This window comes from Kitasatospora sp. NPDC057904 (assembly GCF_042887925.1).
Classification (GTDB): domain Bacteria; phylum Actinomycetota; class Actinomycetes; order Streptomycetales; family Streptomycetaceae; genus Kitasatospora.
This window is the reverse complement of the sequence record NZ_JBHVOL010000001.1, coordinates 88,631-109,696: the sequence shown is the minus strand read 5'-3', so window position 1 is coordinate 109,696 and position 21,066 is coordinate 88,631. Positions and strand designations below refer to the sequence as shown.

The following is a 21,066-nucleotide window of genomic DNA, read 5'->3' as shown; positions in this document are numbered from 1 at the left end:
GAGTTGTACGGGAAAATTGCCGTCTGCGCCGGGAGTGCACGAGGGTCGAGGACGGGCGGCCGGGCATCGTTCATCGGCCCGATCCGGCCCGGCTCCGCGCCCGACCTTTCATCTCCTTCGAAGGAGCAACCGTGAGGATGACACGTACGATCAAGCTCGCCGCGGCAGGGATCTTCGCCGCCGGCCTCGTCGCCCTGCCGGCCGGCGAGGCCTCGGCCTCCGGCCTGGGCAGCGACGCCTACCAGGGCCCCTGCCACGCGTACGTCCTGCCCTATTCGGACATGTACGCCTACGGCCACGTCGACGGGCCGGCCAACGGGTGCAAGGTCGACCTGTGGCAGGTGAACATCCAGACCGACGGCGCCACGCACACCGGCTGGGGCGGCGGAGTGAACACGTGGCCGCTCTACCACAACGACGGCGTGCACGAGCTCTACGTGGCGGTCGAGGACCTGAGCACCGGCCTGATCATGTCGGGACCGCTGGTCTACTGAGCCGTCGGATGACGGGAACGCCGTGAACGCGAAGGGCCCGCTCCCCGGTGGGGCGGGCTCTCCGTGGTCGGCGAGCGGCCGGCGGGTTCCGCTCGTACTGGCCGGTGCGGCGCCGTCCTCTAGGCGGCCCGGACCCGGTCGACGAACTCGGCGACGCCGTCGACCCGGCGGTACGGCCTGAACGCGGGTGCGAGCTCGCGGACCAGGGCGACGCACCGCTCGGCGCCGATCCGGGTGGCCAGGTCGAGGGATTCGGTGGTGACGGCGAGTGCCTGGTCGACGTCGTTGGACCGCAGGAATCCCTTGGCCTGGTAGGTCAGGAAGATGCCGCGCGTCTTGTCCCGCGACTTGGGCAGGAGGGACATGCCCTCGGCCATCCGGAGGCACGCTTCGTCGGCCCGGCCGAGGTCCAGGAGGCATTGGCCGGAGTCGACGGCGAGATCGGCGGGGCCCATCCAAGCGCACCAGGCCGGTGCGGGATCGTCGACCCGGGTCGACAGGGCCACCTCGGCGGCGGACAGGTCGCGGTAGCACGCGGAGCGTTCGCCGAGCGCCGCGTGGGCCCTGGCCCGCCGGAGGAAGAGCAGCGACCGGGCGGTGGGGTGCCTCGTCCCGGAGAGGGCGTGGCCGAGCTGGTCGACCGAGACGTCCGGCCGGCCGGTCCAGTTCGACTGGTAGGCGAAGTCGGAGAGCACACCGGCGCCGAAGTCGCGGTCGCCCGCGGCATTCGCGGCTTGCAGGGCGCCCGCCCAGAGCTTCCCCGCCGCGAAGTGCCTGCCCTGGTCGAAGCGGTACCAGCCGCAGGTGGTGGCCAGTGAAGCGGCCAGCAGGTGCAGTCGCTTGGCGACGGGCTCCGTGTGGCGGCCGCCGTCGATCAGGTCGGTGACGGTGACGAGGTGGGCGTCCATCAGCTTGATCGTGTGCTGGCGCTGCTCGGTGGGCAGGGTCGTCAGCTTCGTGCTGGTCTCCTCCAGCCAGTCCACGAGCCCGGGGTCCACGGCTGTGCTGCCGGCGAGGGCGGAAGGCAGGCGATCCGGCTCGATCGACGCCCACTGTGCGGCGAGGCCGGCCAGTGCGGCGGCGCTGAAGGTCATGAAGCTGCGGCGGTCCATGGCGGCTCTCTGTGCGTCTCGAAGTGCTTGGACGGCGTACGCCGCCCCCAGTGGCAGCGGGACTTCGCTTCCGGGCAGCCAGTCGGGCCAGCCGTACAGCTCGATGTCGGCGATCGGGACGTCGAAGGCTTCCGCGAGCAGGAGTTGCGTATCCGGGTTCGGCCGCTTGCGCCGGTTCTCCCACCGGCTGACGGCCGTCTTGTCCGTGCCGGAGCGGAGTCCGTGCCTGCGGGCGGCCCGGTCGAGGGAGACGACGAGGTCGCTCTGTGACCACCCGCGCAGTTCACGGGCGTAGGCGAGGGGGTGTCGGATCGGGTCGTCCACGGGCCAATTCCATCATCGACGGTGACGGGAAGCCTACAGCGCGCGAGGCCGGGACAACCCCGGGACTACGGGCAACGTCTTTTGCGGGATACCGGGTTGGCGATGTACTCGACACGCGCCGACACGTTCCCCTGCGAAGCGGACGGAGCTGGTCGTCGAAGCGACGCGCGCCGGTCATCGGGCATGGACGTCAGGTCATCGAAGACCCTTTCCGACGTTGCTCGCGACAGCCATCGCCTGGGCGCGTTCCGAGCCCGAGAAGGAGCCGATCATGTCCGTCCTGACCGACCGCCTGCCCACGCTGAACCTCGACGTCGACACCGAGCCGCCCGGCCCGCTCGCCACCCGCCCGTTCGGGCTCGACGCCGTCACCAACCCCGTGACCGTCGTGCCGTTGCCTCCGGTCGGACTCGACCCCCGCACGCAGCTGTCGCTGATCGACGGTCGTCCGGCCCTGGATCTGCCGACCGCGGAAACGTCCGGCTGCCAGACCGAGAGCGACGGGCAGACCGTCATCAGCGTCGACTTCGACCAGAACGACGACTGACGATGGCCATCCGCACCGGTACCGGCACGTGCACCGGGAGCACGCGGGGCACCTCGCCGCGCGTGCTCGTCATCACCCACGACCTGGACCCCACCGCCGACCACGTCCTGCGCGAACTCAACGCCCGGGGCGTTCCGTTCTGGCGGACCGACCTGGCTGACTTCCCGCAGCGCACGACCGTGTCGGCGGAGCTCCGGCCCGACGGGGCGTGGGGCGGCACACTGGCGGGGGCGACGGGCGGGGTCGACCTCTCCGAGCTGGCCTGCGTGTGGTGGCGCAAGCCCACCGCCTTCCGGTTCCCGGCCACCATGTCCGGCCCTGAACGGCGGTTCGCCGCCGGGCAGGCCAAGCGTGGCCTGGCCGGCGTCCTCGGTTCGCTGCCGCACGTCCTGTGGGTCAACCGGCCCGAACGGAACGCGGACTGCACCAAGCCCGCGCAGCTCACGGCGGCGGCCGAGGCCGGGCTGCACGTGCCCGCGACCCTGGTCACCAACGACCCGGAAGCGGTCCGGGACTTCGCCGAGCGCTGCGGTGGACGGATCGTCACGAAGGTCCTCGGCGGCATCGTCCACACCGAGGACGGCAAGCGCGGGCAGATCTACACCACCCGAGTCCCGCCCGACCGGTGGGACGAACCGCGGGTCTCCCTGACCGCGCACCTGTTCCAGCGGGAGATCACCGACAAGGCGTACGAGGTCCGCGTCACGTGCGTGGCCGGGAGGGTCTTCCCGGTGCGGATCGACGCTCCCGACGGGCCGGGGCGGCTGGACTGGCGCACCGACTCGAAACGGCTGACGTACGCGCCGATCGGCCTGCCGGCCGCGACCCGGACGGGCATCCTGGACATGCTGTGGCGGCTCGGACTCGTCTTCGCCGCCGTCGACCTGATCGTCGACCGGGCCGGGACGCACTGGCTGGTCGACGTCAACCCAGGCGGACAGTGGGCGTGGATCGACTGCACCCGTGCCGCCGTCACCACCGCGCTGGCGGATCTGTTGCAGAAGGGCACCGCGTGACCTCCACCACCGAGCCGGGCGCCGACACCCTCCATGGCGCCCTCGTCGACGCGCTCGTCGCGGGCGGCTCCCTGAACGACCCCGCGTGGGAGCGCGCGTTCCGGGATGTGCCCCGGCACGTCTTCGTGCCGTACTTCTACCGGCAGGGGCCGGACGGCCGGCAGGAGCGCGTCTGCCGGGACGACCCCGGGTGGCTGGCGGCCGTATACGAGGACCGGCCGCTCGTCACGCACCTGATCGGCGGCAATGCCGCGTCGTCGTCCACGCAGCCGTCCCTCATGGCCGCGATGCTGGAGGCCCTCGGCGAGTTCGGCGACGGCCGGGTGAAGGAGATCGGCGCCGGGACCGGTTACAACGCCGCCCTGCTCGCCCACCGTTACGGCTCCGATCGGGTCGTGACCGTCGACGTCGATCCGGACGTGACGGCCGAGGCCCGGCGCCGGCTCGGCATGACGCGCTACCGGCCGACAGTCGTCACCGCTGACGGTGCTGCGGCCGCCGATGGTGCGTTCGGCGGGATCATCGCGACCTGTGGGATCGGCCGCATCCCGGCTGCCTGGTTGTCGGGGCTCGCCGACGGCGGTGTGATCGTGGCTCCGCTCGGGGCGGGTGTCGTGCGTGCCGAGAGGACGGGCCCCGGGCAGGCCCGTGGGCGGTTCCTCGCCACCGGCGCGTACTTCATGCCGCTCCGCGCGGCGGGGGACAGCGGGATCATCCGTCGCCCGAGGCTGCCTGGTGGTGATGGCCGGGCGAGCGAGGTCGGGGCCGATGCGGTGGTGGACGAGAACTTCCGCTTCCTGGTCGGCGTCGCCCTCGGCCGGCTGGGCTGGACCTACGAACTGTCGGATGCCGGTCGGCCGGTCGGCGCCTGCGTCTGGGCGCCCTGCGGATCGATCGCCGAGCTCCGGGCCGACGGCAGCGTGCGCGAGAGCGGGCCGCGTCGGCTGTGGTCCGAGCTCGAAGCCGCCCACCGCACGTACGAGGACCACGACCGCCCGGACCGGGGTCGCTACGGCCTCACCATCGCCGGGGACGATCAGCGGGTCTGGCTCGACGGGCCCGGCGGCCCGGGCTGGGTGCTCGGTGCCCGGAACGGGTAGCCGATCGGACAAGGTCCCCTGAAGCCCTGAAGCGCCCGATGGTCACGAGGCCCGCGAGCTCGGATGCCTGGTTCTATCCGAGTGAGTTCGACTCCGATCTCAGGGGACCGGATCTCCCGGCCGGGACCCGGGCCGAGGTCCTGGCCTGTGCTTGGGAGTACGTCCGTTGTGTGGTTCCCGAGTTCACCAGCTGGGAGCGGTACGTCGCGCTGGTGCGGATCATCGCCATCGGCATCGTCGCGGAGTTCCACGGGGACGGGATCGACGCGGCGGCCGAGGACCGTGTGCTGGGGTACGACCTGGACGGACTCCTGGAGTCGCTGTTCGGCGGCAGTCCCGCGTGCGAGGCGATGGCCCGCGAGTACCGGACCTTCCTGATCGTCACCACGGAGAAATCGCGCGGTGCCCGTGGCTCGGAGCTCTTCCGCCGGGAGGCGCGCGGTCGGTCGCCCCGGGCCGGCGCGGGATCGAGATGTCCGATCAGGTCACCGGGACGCGGCCCATGGGCGCCGAGAACACAGGGCTGGAAAGGGGCGTCCCGCACGGCACGGCCACCGGCCGGTCCCCTGACGGGAGGTGCTCGTCACATCTCGCCGCGCAGCCGGGCCGCCGTACTGGCGACCAGGTCCGGGAAGCGGTGGACCGGGACGGCCGGTGAGGCGCCGATTCCGAGGGCGCCCTCCGGCACGTACGCGACGTGGCAGCGCAGGCACAGGTAGGCGGCGCTCCAGGCGGTCGCGAAGGACGGGTACACCACGGAATGTGCCTCGAAGGCCTTCTGCGAGCGCCGGCGGGTCCTCGAGCGCTGGATGATCAGCAACACCGCCGCGAGGACGAACGGGCCGCCCAGGACGGTGAACGCGATCGCCGAGTTCTGCCCGGCGCCCTTGTCGCCGGACGTCAACAACGGCAGCATGGCGAGCGCCCAGGCCGCCGCGACGGCCACGACGATCGCCAGTGCGCACCCGCCGCTCGGCCGGACGAGCCGCGGCGGGGGCGGCGGCGCGATGTGGGACGCCAGCAGACTGCTGGTGGAGCCGGAGCTGTGGACGGTCGAGCTGCCGAAGCTCGGGACCACCCCGACCCCGCGCGCGTACGCGACGCCGGAGGAGTAGCCGGTGCTGGTCCCGGAGTACGTGCTGGTCTGCGACTCGTAGACGCTGGGAACGCTCCGCACCTGGTCGAGCGTCCCGCATTGCGGGCAGTTGATCCGGCTCATGTGTCCCCCCGAGGTCGACCTGACGGCATGACGGCAGACGATCATGGCACAGGCTGCCCGAACGGGCACAACCGTGCGCAACCGTGCGCACGACCGGAGGGTGTGAGGAGCCGGGCGCCGGGATCCGATCGCGATCGGCTGTCGGCTCCGCGGGCCGGCGAGCCAGGGGGTCGCGTGCGTCGAGTGGGGTTTCCTTCGTGTAGCGGTCCGGTCTTGTGGTGATTTGGTGGACGTGCGGCCCTGGTGCCGTCTTTGGTGTGGGATCAACGCAACGCTAACTCCGGATCGACGGAACGTCAGGAGCGCGTCGGGGCACAGCCGGCCGTCCGCGCGGGACGGGCTCGCTGCCCGCCGGGGCCCTACAGGGTTCCCCGGGAGGGCAGGTGGGTGTGCGGGGGCCGGTCGGCCGGAGTTGGCAGTAGGTGCCCGAACGAGCAAGGGTGTCCACCGAGTGTTGACATGGTCACGGGGCGCGGGAGGGGATGGGGCAGGGGGAGATCGCGGAGGTGGGCGGGCCCGTTCCGGCGGAAGGGGCCCGTTGACACGGGTGGGGCGCCGGGTGCACCTTTCCGGTCCGGTTCCCCGGGGGAACCGGACCGGAAAGGTGCACGCCGATTCAGTTTCCCTGCCTGATGTCGCTCAACGTTCCGCTGACGTTGAGGAGTTCGTGGCACGTCGGCGCCTGCTTGCCGGAGGCCGGGGTGCCGGGCGCCTCACAGGTCACGTTCACCGTCACGGCCTGGTCCTCGGGGACCTGGATGGGAGTCACCCAGTGGTAGTCCTGGTTGCGGAAGGTCTCCAGCGCGATGGTGATGATCGTCTGCTTGCCGGCCGTGATGGTCAACTGCCCCTGGTCCCCCTGGAAGTTGCTGGCCACGACGTCGGTGATGTCGAACACCTTGCCGTGCGGCACCTGGTAACTGCCGGACGACGAAGTGGCGTTCGCGGTCTGCACGTCGATCGTGGCGGAGCTCTGCTGCCCGGTGCCCGGCACCGCCAGGCCCGGGCCGGGGCCGCCGCGGCTGCCGCTGGTCGGCTGCCCGGCTCCCGGCTGCCCCGCACTCGGCTGGCCGGCGCCGGGCTTCCCCTGGTTGGGGGTGCCGCCGGGGGCCGGGGCTCCCGGCTCCGCGCCGGTGGCCGGGCCGGGGGTGGCGCTCTGCTGCGCGACGGCCTGTTCGGCGGCCTGCTTCGCGGAGCTGCGCACCGCCGGGCGGACGAGGGCGAACCACGCCAGCAGCAGCGCGATCAGTGCCGCCAGGAGGGCGAGCAGCCACTTGGGGAAGATCGGGAGCTGGAGGAACTCGCCGCCGAGGACGGGGCGCTGAGCCGCCGTCGGAACCTCGGCGGGGGTGTCGGCCGACTCCTTCCCGGGCGGCTTGACCTCCTCCGGGCCCACCGTGACCTCGAACGGCCAGGACGCCTGCTTGCCGAACCAGATCAGCTTGCGGGCGCGTGCCCGCAGCCGCACCTCCCCGGACTCGCCGGGTTCGAGGCGCAGCTTCTCCGGGGTGACCTTGAACCGCAGGTCCTCACCGGCCTGCCCGGGCGTGAACACCACGCTGCCGGGGGCGTTCCCGAGGTTGCGCACCGACGTCCGGTAGCGCCCGCGCAGCCAGCCGCGGCGGCGGCGCGGGGCGATCGCGGCCTGGAGCTCCTGGAACGGGGTCACCGTGACGGTGGTCTCCGGGACCGTCACCAGCTCGGGGCGCTCCGTCGGCAACACCCGGATCCCGAGCGGGAATTCACCGGCGCGCGCGGCGGGCGACCGGGGCGGGGCGAGGCGCACCGTCACCGTCGTGGACGTCCCGGGGTAGAGGGAGACGCGGGCCGGCTCGACCGTCGTCCAGGCGGCGCAGTCGCCGACGACCTCCAGCGAGTACGCCTCGACGATGTCGAGACCGTTGCGCACGGTCAGCGTCGTGGTGGCCACGCCACCGGGCGCCACCGTCAGTGTGGGCAGGCCGAGTTCGGCGGATGTGGTCATAGCGTGACGGTAGGACCGCCGGCCCGTCCGCGGAGAGGGCCGTGCGGGCAAGCCGCGGGCCGCACCCCTTGCCCCGCGCGGACAGGCCGCCCTCGTCATGGGCGAACGACGCACCCCCGTCCGGTGCCGCCGCGCAGCAGCGCGCGAGCCGGGTGCCCCCCTCAGGCCAACGGCCGGTCCCGCCCCGCGGCGGACGGCCGTCACATCGCAGGTCCACTGCAGAATGGAGTGTTCGATGACGTCGACGTCGACCGATACGTCCCGCGAGGAGGCCGTCACCACCCGGCGGGCCCCGGTGGCGCCACGGTCCGGCAGCGCCCGTCCCTCCGACGCGGGGCGCGTCCCCGTCCAGCCGGTGCGCGGCGCGGCGGGCCGACCGTCCGGCGCGGCGGGCCAGGTGCCGGGCAGGCCGGGCCAGGTGCGCGTGGCCGTGTACGCGGAGGACCTCATCCTGCAGACCGGTGTGGTCCAGCAACTGCGCCAGCGACCGGAAGTGGAGCTGCTGAGCGAGGCGGACGCGGGGAAGGCGGACGTCTCCCTGCTGGTGGTGGACGCCCTGACCGACGTGGTGGCCGAGCGGCTGCGCCGGCTGCGGCTCGCCACCTCGGGCCGAATAGGCCTGGTGGTGGGCCATTTCGAGGCGGGCGGGCTGCAGACGATCGTCGAGTACGGGGTCGCCGCGGTGCTGCGGCGCTCGGAGGCGGACCAGGACCGGCTGGTGCACCTCATCACCGCCCTCGCCAACGGTGAGGGCGTGATGCCCGGGGACCTGCTCGGCGAACTGCTCGACCGGATCGGGGTGCTCCAGCGCACGATGCTCGACGGGCGCGGGCTGACCCTGTCGACACTGACGGCCCGGGAGGTGGAGATGCTGCGGCTGGTGGCGGAGGGCTTCGACACGAGCGAGATCGCCGCCAAGACCTCCTACTCCGAACGCACCGTCAAGAACGTGCTGCACGAGATCATCACGCGGCTGGGCCTGCGCAACCGGGCGCACGCGGTCGGGTTCGCGATGCGGCGCGGGCTCATCTGAGGGGCGGTGCACCGGGGCCCGCCTTCGAACCCCCGTCGGCGGGCGGGCCCCGGGACCGCCGCGTCCTGCCCTCCGGGGACAGCGGCCGCTACCCCCGGATCGGGTGCCCGGGCCCTGTTCCCGGGCGCGCGGGCCGGTGAGACTGCCGGGGAGACCGCCCCTGCAACCTGTGAGGTCGAGCGTGACCGGCGCCACCGGCACTCCCCGCTCCAACCGGCGGCCGGCCCGGGCCGCCGTCGCCGTCCTGCTCGCGCTGGCGGCGGCCGTGCTGACCCTGGGTTCCGCCCCCGGCGGGTCGGGCGGCCGGGCCGCCCCGGCCGTGACGGCCGACGCGCCCGGTGGACGGATCGTCTTCGCCGGCACGAACCACCGCGGCCTCGGCCGGGTGACCGGCACGGCGGACAGCACGCCGCTGTTCGGTCCGGGCCCGGTCCACTTCGACCAGGACCCCTCGGCCCGCGGCGGCGAGCTGGTCTTCACGAGCCTGCGCGACGGCCCGTTGCCGCAGGTGTACCTGCGCGACGCGGCCGGCGCGGTGCACCGGCTGACCACCGGCATGGACACCGCCCACCCCGCGCTCGCGCCGGACGGCAAGGCCGTCGTCTTCGAGGCGCTGGAGCCCACCGGGACGGGCAGCACGTCCCAGCACGTCCTGTGGGTGGTGAACCGGGACGGCGGCGGCCTGCGGCGGCTGACCGACGGCGCGGCTGACGAGACGCACCCGACGGTCTCGCCGGACGGCAAGTGGGTCGCGTACGCGTGCACCGGCGACCCGGCGCACACCCAGATCTACCTGCGGCCGTTCGCCGGCGGGCCCCCGACCAGGATCACCACCGTGACCAGCGGGAACGCCGTCGACCCGACCTGGAACCCGCTCGACGACAACGAGCACCGCAACCAGATCGTCTACACCTGGGACCAGGGCGAGAAGGGCCGGACGCTCATCCTCACCTCGCCCACCGGCGGGGAGAAGGCCTTCTTCCCCGGTACCGGCTCGACCTGGAAGACCGGCTCCGCCTCCTGGCTGGCGGACGGCACCGGCGTCCTCTTCCTCAGCCCCGACGTGGCCACCCCCAAACCCCCGGCGGATCCGCCGCAGCCGCCGGTCGTGAACCTCTACCGCGCGCCGACCTGCGACTGCACCGCGCCCCAACTGCTCTACAGCACCGACCGGTTGATCGCCACGCCGACCTGGCTCGGCACCCAGGCCCAGGGCGGCCCGGTGGTGGAGCAGACCAGCGCGTCCGCCTCCGACGTCGCCGACGTCCAGGACGTCCTCCCCGACGGCGCCGACCCGCGCGACCTCGGCATCAGCGTGCTGAGGGAGGACCCGGCCGCCGACACCAACACCAGCACCGACCCGGCGGCCGACCCGCTCTTCCACCCCCGCCCCGGGTACGACCCCTGGTTCGAGCGGCAGGCCTACACGCCCGACGGCCGCCAGATCGTGGTGACCCGCTACGAGGACTCCCCGGCCGGCCGGATCGAACGGATCTGGCTCGCCGACGCCGACGGCTCGAATCCGCACCCGATGAACCTGGCCGGGCGCCGCCCCGACGACCGCGACACCGACCCGTCGCTCTCGCCGGACGGCAAGCTGATCGTGTTCAGCCGCAGCGCCCCGGGCGGTGGCCAGACGCCCGCGCGGCCGGGCCGGATTCTGATCGCGGACGTGTCCACGGGCGCCGTCGTGGGCACCGTCGAGCCGCCGGCCGGACAGCAGGGGGCCTCGGACGGCGAGCCCTTCTGGTCCCCCGACGGCAAGCTGATCGCCTTCTCCAGGACGGCCGTGGTCAACGGCAACGCGGGCAACCTGCACGTCTGGACCGTGCCCGCCGACGACCTCACCCGCCAGGCCGACCTCAGCAAGGCGATCTGCCCGGGCACCTGCAACGTCATCGACGACAGCCCCGTGTTCTCGCCCGACGGCCGCCGCATCGCCTTCAACCGCAAGGCGGGCGACGGCGGGAACAACCGGCAGGACGGCGTGCTGGTCACCTCGCCCACCGGCGCCGACTGCACGGTCGTCCTGCCCGCCGGGCTCCGCGACGACAAGGGCGCCTGCACCCGCACGCTGCCCGACACCTCCGCCACCGGCCCGTACCAGCCCCGCGACGTCGCCTGGACGGCGAACGGCGCGCAGCTGGTGCTCACCTCGCGCCGGGCCCTGCCGCCTAACTCGCCCGAGGGGCTCGGCGTCTACGACTTCGCCGCCGGCACGCTCACCCCGCTCGACCGCCGGCTGCCGGGACGCCAGAAGGAGCCGTCCGTCCAGCAGTCCGTCGACCTCGCGCTGAAGGCGCCCGCCCGGACCCCCGACGTCCCCGTCGGCACCGCCACGGACGTGCCCGTCACCGTCACCAACAAGGGCCCCGCGCCCTCGCCCGGCACCGTCCTCACGGTCTCGGTGCCGACCGGCGCCCGGCTCGGCGGGCTGAAGACCCCGGTCGGGACGTGCGACGCCGGCGCGCTGCGCTGCGACCTCGGCACCCTGGCGCCGGGCGCGGAGGTCCGGGTGACGGCCACGCTGATCGGCACCCGCAGCGGGCCGCAGCCGTTCGGCTGGAGCGTCACCGGGACGGTCGTCGACCCGAACCCGGAGGACGACTTCGCCGAGACGATCCTGCCGGTGCAGGACGCGCCGAGCCCGTCGCCGACGCCTTCGCCCACGGCGACTCCTTCGCCCACGCCCACGCCGACGCCTTCGCCCACGGCAACGCCGAGCCCGACGCCCACGTCGCCGGCCCCCGCGCCACCGCCCGGCTCGACCGACCCGCACGGGCAGCCGGGCCCCCAGCCCGCGGCCGGCCCCGGCGTGGCCATCGCGGCCCAGCCCAACCCCGGCTACGTCGGCGGCCACGTCACCGTCACCTACACCGTGCGCAACGCCGGCCAGGCCCTCGCCACCGGGCTGCGCCTGTCCCTCGGGCTGCCCCCGGGCGTGCCCACCGAGGCCCTGCCCCCGGGCTGCCGGGCCGGGACGTGTGCGCTCGCCGACCTGCGGCCCGGCCGCAGCCAGGTGGTCCGCGTGGTGCTGTCCCCGGTAGCGGCGCTCGACACCACCATCACCGCCGAACTCACCACCACCGGCACCGACGCCGAACCGGGACCGCACCGGGCGAGCACCCCGCTGCGCATCCTGCAGCCCCGCATCGTCGCGGTGCCACCGATCGGCAAGCCCGGCTTCGTCACGTCCGTCCGCGGCGTGGACTTCCCGCCCGGCGCGCCGGTGCGGTTCACCTGGCAGCCCGGCATCACCGCCGCGGCGGCGCCCACCTACCCGCGGGCGGACGGGACGTTCGCCGGGCAGCTGCTGATCCTTGCCAAGGACGAGACGGGTCCGCGGACCATCACCGCCGACGGTCCCGGGTTCTCGCCGGTGACCTGCCCGTTCCTCGTCGTGGAGGGCAGTATCGGCCCGCCGGGGGAGGTGGAGCGGCGGTGATCGGCGTGGCCGGCGTGGTCGGCGGCGAGGCCGGGAGGGGTGGCGAGGACGTGACGGGTGACCGGAACGGTCGGTCGGGGGAGGCGGTGCGGCGGTGATCCACGAGGTCGACGAGGCGTTGCGCCTGCTGCTCGCCGAGGCCGGTCTGCCGGAGCGCGGCGTCGAGGTGGTGTTCGACGCGCCCACGCGGGACATGGCGGCCCGGCGGGTCGCGCCGACGGTCGACGTGTTCCTCTACGGGATGCGCGAGGACACGGCCCGCCGGCAGGCCGGCGCCGTCGCCGAGTACGACGAGGACGGCGTGGTGGTCGGCCACCGGGCCGCGCCCCGCTGGTTCGAACTGGCCTACCTGGTCACCGTCTGGACCAACCGGCCGCAGGACGAACACCGGCTGCTGGCCGAGGTGTTGCAGTGTCTCACGGCCGTGGACGCGCTGCCCGCCCGGGTCCTGACCGGCACGCTCGCCCGGCTCGGGCTGACCGTCGGCCTCGACATCGCCGGGCGCGACTCGGGCCTGCCGTCGGTGTCCGACGTGTGGTCCGCGCTCGGCGGGGAGATGCGGCCCTCGATCGACCTGAGGGTGCTCGCCCCGCTGCCCGGTGCGCTCAGCCCCGCCGGGCCGCCCGTCACCGAGGGGCTCGTCGTGCGCGCCGAGGACACCACCCGGGAGCACCCGGCGCCCGCCGAGCACCCGGGCCGCCGACTGCGCTACCGCGGCGGCGCGGACCCGGGCCCGGACGGCTTCGCCGCGCCCCGGGAGCGCGGACTGCCACCGGGCCGCCGACCGCGCGGCGGGACGCGGTGAGCCGGTCGCGCGCCGGTGCCCCGGCCGACCACCTGTGGGAACGGCTGCACCGGGTCGAGCAGCGCGTCCGCACCGCCGTCCACGAGCGCCGCGCCGCCGACCCCGACCCGGACGACCCCTACCGCGGCCAGTACCTCGGCCCGGAGGCGGTCGAGCGGATCCTGGCGGCCCCCGCCGCAAGGGGCCGCAGCGATGAGAACACGGACCCGCCGCCGCCCGGCTCACGGCTCGCCCGGCTCTGCGCGGCCTTCGGACTGCTCCCGGTGGACCTGGACCTCCTCCTGGTGGCCCTCGCCCCCGACCTCGACACCCGCTTCGAGCAGCTCTACGGCTACCTCAACGACGACCTGACCCAGCGCCGGGCGACCATCGGCCTGGCCCTCGACCTGTGCGGACTGCCCGCCGCCGGCGCCGGCCGCCTCCGGTTCTCCGCGCGGGCCCCGCTGATCGCCGCGGACCTCCTGGAGATCACCGAGCCGGAGCGCCCGCTGCTCTCCCGCGCGCTGCGCGTACCGGACCGCGTGGCGGCCCACCTGCTCGGCGACGACGAGCCGGACGACGTACTCGCCGGGCTGGCCCGTCGGGCCGCCCCTGGCGCCGCAGCGCCCGCTTCCGGCACCGCGGAGCCCGTCGACCGTCTGCGCGCGCTCGCGGCGGACGGCGGGCTGGTGCACCTCCTGGACCGGAGCGGCCACGCCGGCCCCCTGGCGGTGGCCGCCCTGGCAGCCGACGGACGTCCGCCCCTCGTCGTGGACGCCGCCGCGCTGGCCGCCCGTCCGCCGGGCGCCGTCGTGCGCGTGCTCGCCCGCGAGGCGCGCCTCGGCGGGAGCGGCGTGGTGCTCGGACCGCTGGACCGGCTCGAACCCGAACGGCCCGAGCGGGCCGCCCTGTTGCGCGAGCTGTGCGCCGCGCTCGCCGGCGTCCCGCTGATCGTGCACGGCCCGCAGGTGTGGGACCCGGCCTGGGCCGACGAGAGCCCGGTGGTCGTCACCGTCCCCCCGCCGGAGGCGCACGGGCTGGCCGAGCAGTGGGCCCGCGCACTGGGAGGTGTGCCGGAGGAGGACGAACCGAAGCCGCTGAGCGAGGAGTTGGCGGAGGCGGTGGCCGCCTACCGGCTCGACCGCGAGAAGTTGCGGCGGGCCGCCACCGTGGCGGCCAGGACGGCGGCCGCCGAGCGGCGGCCGGTGTGCGCCGACGACGTGCGGGCCGCCGTCCGGGCCCAGAACGCGGCCGGTCTGGCCCGCCTCGCCCGGCGGATCGAGCCCGGGGTCGGCTGGTCCGACCTGGTGCTGCCGCCGCCCACCGAGGCCCGGCTGCGCGAGCTCGTGCTGCGGGCCCGCCACCGCGACCAGGTGCTCGGGCAGTGGCGGATGCGGCCCGGCGGCGGCCGGGGGAACGGCGTGATCGCCCTGTTCGCGGGGGAGTCGGGCACCGGCAAGACGATGTCGGCGGAGGTGGTCGCCGCCGAGCTCGGCATGGAGCTGTACGTCGTGGAGCTCTCCACCGTCGTGGACAAGTACATCGGCGAGACCGAGAAGAACCTGGAACGCGTCTTCACCGAGGCCGCCCAGGTGAACGGCGTCCTGCTGTTCGACGAGGCGGACGCGCTGTTCGGCAAGCGCTCCAAGGTCGAGGACGCCCACGACCGCCACGCCAACCTGGAGACGGCCTACCTGCTCCAGCGCATGGAGTCCTTCGAGGGCATCGCCGTCCTGACGTCCAACCTGCGCGCCAACCTCGACGACGCGTTCACCCGGCGGCTGGACGTCATCGCGGAGTTCCCGCTGCCGGACGAGGCGCAGCGGCGCCTGCTGTGGGACCGCTGCCTCGGGCCGTGGCTGCCGCGCGGCGACGACCTCGACCTGGACTTCTGCGCCCGGAGCTTCGAGCTCACCGGCGGCTCCATCCGGGCCTGCGCGGTCTCCGCGGCCTACCTGGCCGCCGGGACGGGTGCCCCGCTGGGCATGGCGCAACTGGTCGCGGCGGTGGTCGGCGAGTACCGCAAGCTGGGCCGGCTGGTGCTGGAGAGCGAGTTCGGGCCGTGGCTCGGAGTCCTCGGGGACGCCGGGCACGGCTGAGCCCGCTGTGCCGGAGGCGACGGTTGGGAGTGCCCGCCGGGGACAGTCCTCCCTGCCCCCGGTCGGGGACCGTGGGACATGTCCCCGGGCGCCGCGCGGCAGCAGACTCGGGGGCGACCGACCGGCCACCCGAAGGAGCGCGAATGCCGTCGTACCTCACACCGGGCGTGTACGTGGAGGAGGTCCAGTCCGGTGCCCGCCCGATCGAGGGCGTCGGCACGGCCGTCGCCGCGTTCGTGGGCTTCGCCGAGGCCGGTCCGTTCCACGAGCCCACGCTGGTGACCACCTGGGACCAGTACGTCCAGCGGTTCGGCGGCTTCACCGAGGGCACCTACCTCGCGCACGCCGTGTACGGCTACTTCGCCAACGGCGGCGGCTCGGCCTACGTCGTCCGGGTCGGCGACCCGGCGCGGCGGGCCCCCGGTGTCGTGCCCGGACCGGTGGCGCCGCCGCCCGTCGCCGTCTCCGGCCTCCTCTTCTCGGCCCTGCCCGGCGCGGGCGCCGACGTGTCGGTCGAGATCGCCGACGCGGAGGGCGAGAACGTCCCCGAGGACCGGTTCCGCGTGCTCGTCCGCAAGGGCGCCGAGGTCGTCGAGACGTACGACGTCTCGACCCGTCGGAACACCAAGGGCTACGTCGTCACCCAGCTGCGGGAGTCGAAGCTGGTCGCGGTCGCCGAGCAGCCCGGCACGGCGCCGAGCCGCCCCGAGCGCCGGACCCACGCCCTGGCCGCCGCTCCGGCGCCCGCACCGGTCGCGGCCCCGCCGGCCCGGCTCGACCCGGCCGAGTACGTCGGCGACGCTGCGGCCAGGACCGGCTTCTCGGGCCTGGAGGCGATCGACGAGATCACGATGGTCGCCGTGCCCGACCTGATGAGCGCCCACCAGCGCGGCGACCTCGACGACGAGGGCCTGCGGACGGTGCAGCTCGCGGTGATGTCGCACTGCGAGCAGATGGGCGACCGGATCGCCGTCCTCGACCCGCCGCCCGGCCTCAACGCCCAGCAGATGCGCGCCTGGCGCAACGACGAAGCCGGCTTCGACTCCCGCTACGCCGCGCTCTACTACCCGTGGATCAAGGTCTTCGACCCGGCCACCGGCCGCAACGTGCTGGTCCCGCCGAGCGGGCACGCCGCCGGGGTGTGGGCGCGCAGCGACGCCGAGCGCGGCGTGCACAAGGCGCCGGCCAACGAGGTCATCCGGGGCGCGGTCGACCTGGAGATCCGCCTCAGCAAGGGCGAGCAGGACCTGCTCAACCCGATCGGCGTCAACTGCGTGCGGGCGTTCCCCGGGCGCGGCATCCGGATCTGGGGCGCGCGGACGCTCTCCTCCGACCCCGCGTGGCGCTACCTGAACGTGCGCCGGCTCTTCAACTACCTGGAGGAGTCGATCCTGATCGGCACCCAGTGGGTGGTGTTCGAGCCCAACGACGACCGGCTGTGGTCCAGCATCCGCCGGAACATCACCGCGTTCCTCACCGAGGAGTGGCGGCGCGGCGCGCTGTTCGGCCAGACCGCGGCCGAGGCCTTCTACGTCAAGTGCGACCGCGACAACAACCCGCCGGAGTCGATCGACCTCGGACAGGTGATCTGCGAGATCGGGGTCTCGCCGGTGAAGCCCGCGGAGTTCGTGGTGTTCCGGCTCGCCCAGTTCTCCGACAGCACGAGCCTCGTCAACGAGTGACCGGCACCGTCGGCACCTACGGGAATGGGAAGGTGACAGCACGCCATGGCTGAAGGCGATCCGCTCTCCACACACATATTCGGCGTCCAACTCGGCGGCTACAACGTCGAGTCGGTCAAGGAGGTCAGCAACCTCACGGTCGAGCAGGACGTCGTCGAGTACAAGCAGGTGACCCAGGAGGGCAAACTCATCGTCCGCAAGCAGCCCGGTGCGCGGCTGCCCGGCGAGGTGACGATCACCCGCGGCCTCGACAAGAGCAGCACGTTCTCCGAGTGGATCAAGGAGACCCTCAACAACGGGGCGATCAACACCGCGCGCCAGAACCTCACCATCGAGGTCAAGGACACCACCGGCGCCACCCTGCGCCGCATCCACCTCAACAACGCCTGGGCCAGCCGCTGGGAGGGCCCCACGCTCAGCGCGGGTGAATCGAGCCCGGCGACGGAGACCGTGACCATCGTGTTCGAGGAGATCTCGGTCGATTGACATGCTCCCCCTCCCACGGAGGGAGGGGGGATTCCTGGCTCACGCTGCCCGATCGTCCTGCGGACGTTCAGGTCTTCCGCGATCAACACCAGCCGGGTTCAGACCAGCCCGGACGAGCATCACGCGGGCGGAGTTCTTGTCGCGAGGCGACACGACTCCGCACGCGGTGCACGAGTAGATCCTCTCAGAGAGGGGGAGGCGGTGTTTGGCTCTCACACCGCAGTGCGCGCAGTCCATCGTGGTGTGCGCAGGGTTGACCGGATGAACGGTCCGTCCGTGCTTCCGCGCCATCTCGACCAACGCCGCCTTCGTGGCGCCGATCACGGCGTCGGCCGCCTTGTTGGCCATAGTGGTCTTGGCAAGGAACTTCGGCCGGAAGTCCTCCACCGCGATCGCGTCATGGTCGTGTACAACCGACTTGGCCCACTTTCGGGCCGTGTCCTGCCGCTGGTTCGCGATCTTCTTGTGGACCTTGGCGGCCTGTCGTTGGGCCTTTCGGTAGCCTTTCGTCTGTGCCTTCCCCTTCGGCTGCCGTCTCCGGGCCATCTGCCGCTGGTAGTGCGCGAGTTTCCGCGCGGCGCTTTCCCCGTACTGAGGATGGGGAAGGTCGTGGGCATCGCTGGTCGTGGTTGCGATCTCCTTGACGCCCCAGTCGATTCCGATGGCGCGGCCGATGGCGGGCAGCGGCTCGGGCTGGGTGAGGACGACGAAGGAAGCCCACCAATGCCCGACAGCGTCACGGTGGATCCGCACACTGGATGGGTCGGAAGGCAGCTCGCGGGACCAGACCACGGTCAGCACGATGCCGCCGGCCAGGTGCAGCCGGCCGTCCTTGATCCGGAATCCGCGTCGAGTGTAGTTGAGCGACGCGAGCGCCTCGCGCTTGCGTTTCGGCTTCGGCAACCCGGCGCGCTGACGCATCGGCAGCATCGCCTTGATGTCCTTCATCGCCTTGGCTCTCGACTTGCCGAAATCCCGGATGACCTGCTGCTGCGGTACCGACGCCCCGTCACGCAGCCACGCCATCGCGACGCGCGCCTCGGTCAGGAGCTTGTCCAGGTCCGCCGGCCCGCAGGTGCGCCTGCTCTCGGAGTCGGCCCGGTTGTGTAGGTGGATCTTGCGAGACGTGTGGACGCATTCGTTCCAGACCCAACGGCACCGGCCCCACTCCGCTTCCAGCAGGGCGGACGCGGAGGACGACACGCGAAGCCGGTAGGTGTACCGGGCGTATCCGGGACCTTCGATCATCGCCGCTGTCGTCATGATCCGCAACCTAACAGCACCCACTGACAATGAATGAAAGAGAGCGCAGGCCAGAACAGATGCGCAGAGAAACCCGCCGCTGCGCGGCTCTGAATCATGAACCTTCCCCATTTCTCCGGGCGGAGGGCCCCCCAGCTCTCCCGGCTGGCACCGGGAGCATCCAGGGAGAGATTTGGTGAGGCGGAAGATCGGTCTGGACGAACTGCTGGAACGGGCGCCCGCCGCCCAGCAGAACAGCGAGCCGCAGCAGCAGGCCCCGGGACCCGCCGGTCCGCGGGCGCGGGCGCCGCACACCGAGTTCGAGTTCGAGCTGCCGCTCGGGTACGTCGACGACGAGGGCACCGTCCACCGGTACGGCGCCATGCGCCGGGCCACCGCCCGCGACGAACTGATGCCGCAGATCGACCTGCGGGTCAAGGAGAACCCGGCCTACCTGAGCGTCGTGCTGCTCAGCCACGTCATCACGCGGCTGGGCGACATCACCGACGTGCACGCCGGCGTCGTCGAGCGGATGTACGCCACCGACGTGGCGTTCCTCCAGGACCTCTACCAGCGCGTCAACAGCGAGGGCCACACCCGCGCCGCCGTGACCTGCCCGCACTGCGACGGCGCCTTCGAAGTCGACCTCGCCGGTGGGCGCCTGGGGGAATCGTGACGTACGCGCCTGCTCGGCTGCACGAGGAGATCGCGTACATCGCCTACCACTTCCACTGGCAGCGCGAGGACATCCTCGACCTGACCCATCACGAGCGCCGGCAGTGGGTGCGCGAGATCGCGCGGCTCAACACCCGGATCAGCGAGGGTGGGTGAGCGGCGGATGGGGCTGCGGGACTGGCTCGGCCGGCGGCGGGGCGAAGGTGCCGAAGGGGGCGCGGAGGTCGTCGTCCCCGCTGGTGGTGGTGTCGAGCGGCGGCGTCCGGCGTCGGGGGACGGGGGGTGGCGCGAGGTGGCGCCGTTGGTCCCGACCCTGGACGGCGCGGCGCGTGGCGTCAGTGACGGGCTGAACTTCCGTTCCAGGCTGGCCGCTTGGCAGGATCCCTCGCTGTGCGGGCCGCTCGGGCACGCCGTCCTGCCGGGCGCTCCGGTGGGGATCCTGCGAGCGGTGGCGGTACCGGGCTCCCCCTCGACGGTCGAGGGCGGGGACGCGCTCGTGCTGCCGGACGTGTGGGGCGAGGGTGGGGCGGCGGAGCCGGGGCAGCCGGGGGAGGTCCGGCCGGTTCAGCGTGCTGTCGCGGTGCGGAGGCTTCGCGTGCGGGCGGTGCAGCGCGCGCGTTCGCCGCAGCGGCCGGCCGGCTCGGTGGGCGCTGACGGTGATGGCGTGTCGACGTCCGGGCCGGTGCCGGGTGCACCGGAGTCGGTTGCGCCGACGGCGGGCACGCCTGTGCCGGGTGCGGTGGCTGCACCCGAGCGTGGGAACGATGTCGGCGGTGCGGTGCGGCTGCGTCCCGTCGGTGAAGCGCTGACGGTGGCGCGGCGTCCCCGTGGCCTGTCGGTGCGGCCCGTTGCGGTCGTGCGCGATTCGGACAGGACGCCGGAAACCGTTGTCGAGCCGTCAAGCCAGGGTGTGGGCGGATCGCGACCCGTGGCGGCTGTGGACGGCGAGGCTACTCCTCGCCCCGCGCCGGCGCCGGAAGGGCAGGCCGAACGGCCGGTCCAGCGTGCCGCCGTCGCGCCGGGCGAGGGTGGGGCTACCCGCCCGGTTCTCGGCGAGCCCATGGCGGCGCTGCCCGCGAGTGCCGCACCTTTGGCCCCTGCCGCTCCGCAGGCTGCATCGGGTGTGCCGGCCATGCCCGTGGTCCCCGCCGATACGGCAGGCCCTGTGGCGGGCGCACCCGCCGAGGCGTCTGATCGGGGCAACCCGGGGCCGTCCCGCACTCAGCGTGGGTCCGTCGGTGCTGCGCCCGTGCAGCGTGCGTCGTCCGAGGCGCCGGCCGGGCGGTCCCGGCCCGCTGATGCGCCTGCCCGGGGCGGTCGGGCGTCTTCTGGTGCGCAGCGTGGGTCTGCCAGTGACGCGCCTGTGCAGCGTGTGCCCGCCGAGGCGCCGGATCGGGGTGATCCGGCGCCGTCTCCGTCTCGGCGTGGGTCCGTCGGTGAGGTGCCCGTGCAGCGTGTGCCGTCCGAGGCACCCGATCGGGGCGGCCCGGCGCCGTCTTCGTCTCGGCGTGGGTCCGTCGGTGAGGTGCCCGTGCAGCGTGTGCCGTCCGAGGCACCCGATCGGGGCGGCCCGGCGCCGTCTCCGACTCCGCGTGACTCCACCAGTGACACGCCCGTGCAGCGTGTGCCGGCCGAGGCGCCGACAGGACGGACGTGGCGCGACGGCACCTCCGTCCGTACGCGTGGGGGCCTGGGTGCGCCCCTCGACGCCTTGCCGCCGACGGCGGCTGGGGCCGTTGGGCGACGGGCTGCCGGGCGGGAGAGCGGGACAGCGGACGTGCAGGGCACACCGCCCGGCGGCACCGCTCCGCTGCTCGGCGAGCG

Annotated in this window: 16 protein-coding genes; 12 read left to right on the top strand and 4 right to left on the bottom strand. The window is 73.5% G+C overall.

Translation table 11 applies throughout. From position 1 onward, the window contains the following. The first annotated feature begins 137 nt into the window (after positions 1–137). Entirely contained in the window at positions 138–494 is a 357-nt protein-coding gene (locus ACFVSN_RS00530; protein WP_380493320.1) for a hypothetical protein, read from the top strand. A gap of 119 nt (positions 495–613) precedes the next feature. Here ACFVSN_RS00530 and ACFVSN_RS00525 read toward each other — a convergent pair whose 3' ends face one another. Then, a complete protein-coding gene (locus tag ACFVSN_RS00525) occupies positions 614–1,930 on the bottom strand; it encodes a helix-turn-helix transcriptional regulator (RefSeq protein ID WP_387593882.1) in 1,317 nt (438 codons plus the stop codon). A gap of 271 nt (positions 1,931–2,201) precedes the next feature. Between ACFVSN_RS00525 and tgmA the strand changes: the two genes are divergently transcribed. Genes tgmA through ACFVSN_RS00510 form a run of 3 tightly spaced genes read left to right on the top strand, consistent with a single transcriptional unit; the run spans position 2,202 to position 4,593 of the window. Further along, entirely contained in the window at positions 2,202–2,477 is a 276-nt protein-coding gene (gene tgmA / locus ACFVSN_RS00520; RefSeq protein ID WP_387593880.1) for a putative ATP-grasp-modified RiPP, read from the top strand. Between the two features lie 2 nt (positions 2,478–2,479). Continuing rightward, positions 2,480–3,493: an MvdC/MvdD family ATP grasp protein gene (locus tag ACFVSN_RS00515; RefSeq protein WP_387593878.1), complete on the top strand. Its 1,014-nt coding sequence runs from the start codon at positions 2,480–2,482 to the stop codon at positions 3,491–3,493. Beyond that, the gene (locus ACFVSN_RS00510) at positions 3,490–4,593 is read left to right on the top strand and encodes a methyltransferase domain-containing protein (protein WP_387593876.1); all 1,104 of its coding nucleotides are present in this window, start codon (positions 3,490–3,492) and stop codon (positions 4,591–4,593) included. The genes ACFVSN_RS00515 and ACFVSN_RS00510 overlap by 4 nt, the downstream gene beginning before the upstream one ends. Before the next feature lie 583 nt (positions 4,594–5,176). On the opposite strand, the gene ACFVSN_RS00505 is transcribed toward ACFVSN_RS00510, so the two are convergent. Then, positions 5,177–5,812 carry a hypothetical protein gene (locus ACFVSN_RS00505; RefSeq protein WP_380438632.1) on the bottom strand — a complete coding sequence of 212 codons (636 nt, stop codon included), beginning with the start codon at positions 5,810–5,812 and terminating at the stop codon, positions 5,177–5,179. Positions 5,813–6,428: 616 nt separating this feature from the next. Continuing rightward, entirely contained in the window at positions 6,429–7,796 is a 1,368-nt protein-coding gene (locus tag ACFVSN_RS00500; RefSeq protein ID WP_387593874.1) for a hydrolytic protein, read from the bottom strand. 235 nt (positions 7,797–8,031) lie between these two features. On the opposite strand from ACFVSN_RS00500, the gene ACFVSN_RS00495 reads away from it, so the two are divergent. From ACFVSN_RS00495 to ACFVSN_RS00470, 6 genes are all read left to right on the top strand, one after another. After that, entirely contained in the window at positions 8,032–8,829 is a 798-nt protein-coding gene (locus ACFVSN_RS00495; RefSeq protein WP_387593872.1) for a response regulator transcription factor, read from the top strand. A 181-nt stretch (positions 8,830–9,010) separates the two neighbouring features. Continuing rightward, positions 9,011–12,274: a hypothetical protein gene (locus ACFVSN_RS00490; protein WP_387593871.1), complete on the top strand. Its 3,264-nt coding sequence runs from the start codon at positions 9,011–9,013 to the stop codon at positions 12,272–12,274. 94 nt (positions 12,275–12,368) lie between these two features. After that, positions 12,369–13,079, top strand: a complete 711-nt coding sequence (locus ACFVSN_RS00485; RefSeq protein ID WP_387593869.1) for a DUF4255 domain-containing protein — start codon at positions 12,369–12,371, stop codon at positions 13,077–13,079. Next, positions 13,076–15,157, top strand: coding sequence for an ATP-binding protein (locus ACFVSN_RS00480; RefSeq protein ID WP_387593867.1), 2,082 nt, complete (start codon positions 13,076–13,078; stop codon positions 15,155–15,157). Before ACFVSN_RS00485 ends, ACFVSN_RS00480 begins: the two co-directional genes overlap by 4 nt. Positions 15,158–15,300: 143 nt before the next feature. Beyond that, a complete protein-coding gene (locus tag ACFVSN_RS00475) occupies positions 15,301–16,839 on the top strand; it encodes a phage tail sheath family protein (protein WP_387593865.1) in 1,539 nt (512 codons plus the stop codon). A 45-nt stretch (positions 16,840–16,884) separates the two neighbouring features. Further along, positions 16,885–17,325: a phage tail protein gene (locus ACFVSN_RS00470; RefSeq protein WP_387593863.1), complete on the top strand. Its 441-nt coding sequence runs from the start codon at positions 16,885–16,887 to the stop codon at positions 17,323–17,325. Positions 17,326–17,364: 39 nt separating this feature from the next. On the opposite strand, the gene ACFVSN_RS00465 is transcribed toward ACFVSN_RS00470, so the two are convergent. After that, a complete protein-coding gene (locus ACFVSN_RS00465) occupies positions 17,365–18,588 on the bottom strand; it encodes an RNA-guided endonuclease InsQ/TnpB family protein (protein WP_387593861.1) in 1,224 nt (407 codons plus the stop codon). A gap of 175 nt (positions 18,589–18,763) precedes the next feature. On the opposite strand from ACFVSN_RS00465, the gene ACFVSN_RS00460 reads away from it, so the two are divergent. Both ACFVSN_RS00460 and ACFVSN_RS00455 read left to right on the top strand, forming a co-directional pair. Further along, positions 18,764–19,243, top strand: coding sequence for a hypothetical protein (locus ACFVSN_RS00460; protein WP_387593860.1), 480 nt, complete (start codon positions 18,764–18,766; stop codon positions 19,241–19,243). Then, a complete protein-coding gene (locus ACFVSN_RS00455; protein ID WP_359971796.1) occupies positions 19,240–19,398 on the top strand; it encodes a DUF6760 family protein in 159 nt (52 codons plus the stop codon). The genes ACFVSN_RS00460 and ACFVSN_RS00455 overlap by 4 nt, the downstream gene beginning before the upstream one ends. Positions 19,399–21,066 lie beyond the last annotated feature (1,668 nt).

Coding starts and splice junctions, on each gene's coding strand:
- ACFVSN_RS00530 (WP_380493320.1), top strand. CDS start 138: ATGACACGTACGATCAAGCTCGCCGCGGCAGGGATCTTCGCCGCCGGC.
- tgmA (WP_387593880.1), top strand. CDS start 2,202: ATGTCCGTCCTGACCGACCGCCTGCCCACGCTGAACCTCGACGTCGAC.
- ACFVSN_RS00515 (WP_387593878.1), top strand. CDS start 2,480: ATGGCCATCCGCACCGGTACCGGCACGTGCACCGGGAGCACGCGGGGC.
- ACFVSN_RS00505 (WP_380438632.1), bottom strand. CDS start 5,812: ATGAGCCGGATCAACTGCCCGCAATGCGGGACGCTCGACCAGGTGCGG.
- ACFVSN_RS00500 (WP_387593874.1), bottom strand. CDS start 7,796: ATGACCACATCCGCCGAACTCGGCCTGCCCACACTGACGGTGGCGCCC.
- ACFVSN_RS00495 (WP_387593872.1), top strand. CDS start 8,032: ATGACGTCGACGTCGACCGATACGTCCCGCGAGGAGGCCGTCACCACC.
- ACFVSN_RS00475 (WP_387593865.1), top strand. CDS start 15,301: ATGCCGTCGTACCTCACACCGGGCGTGTACGTGGAGGAGGTCCAGTCC.
- ACFVSN_RS00470 (WP_387593863.1), top strand. CDS start 16,885: ATGGCTGAAGGCGATCCGCTCTCCACACACATATTCGGCGTCCAACTC.
- ACFVSN_RS00465 (WP_387593861.1), bottom strand. CDS start 18,588: ATGACGACAGCGGCGATGATCGAAGGTCCCGGATACGCCCGGTACACC.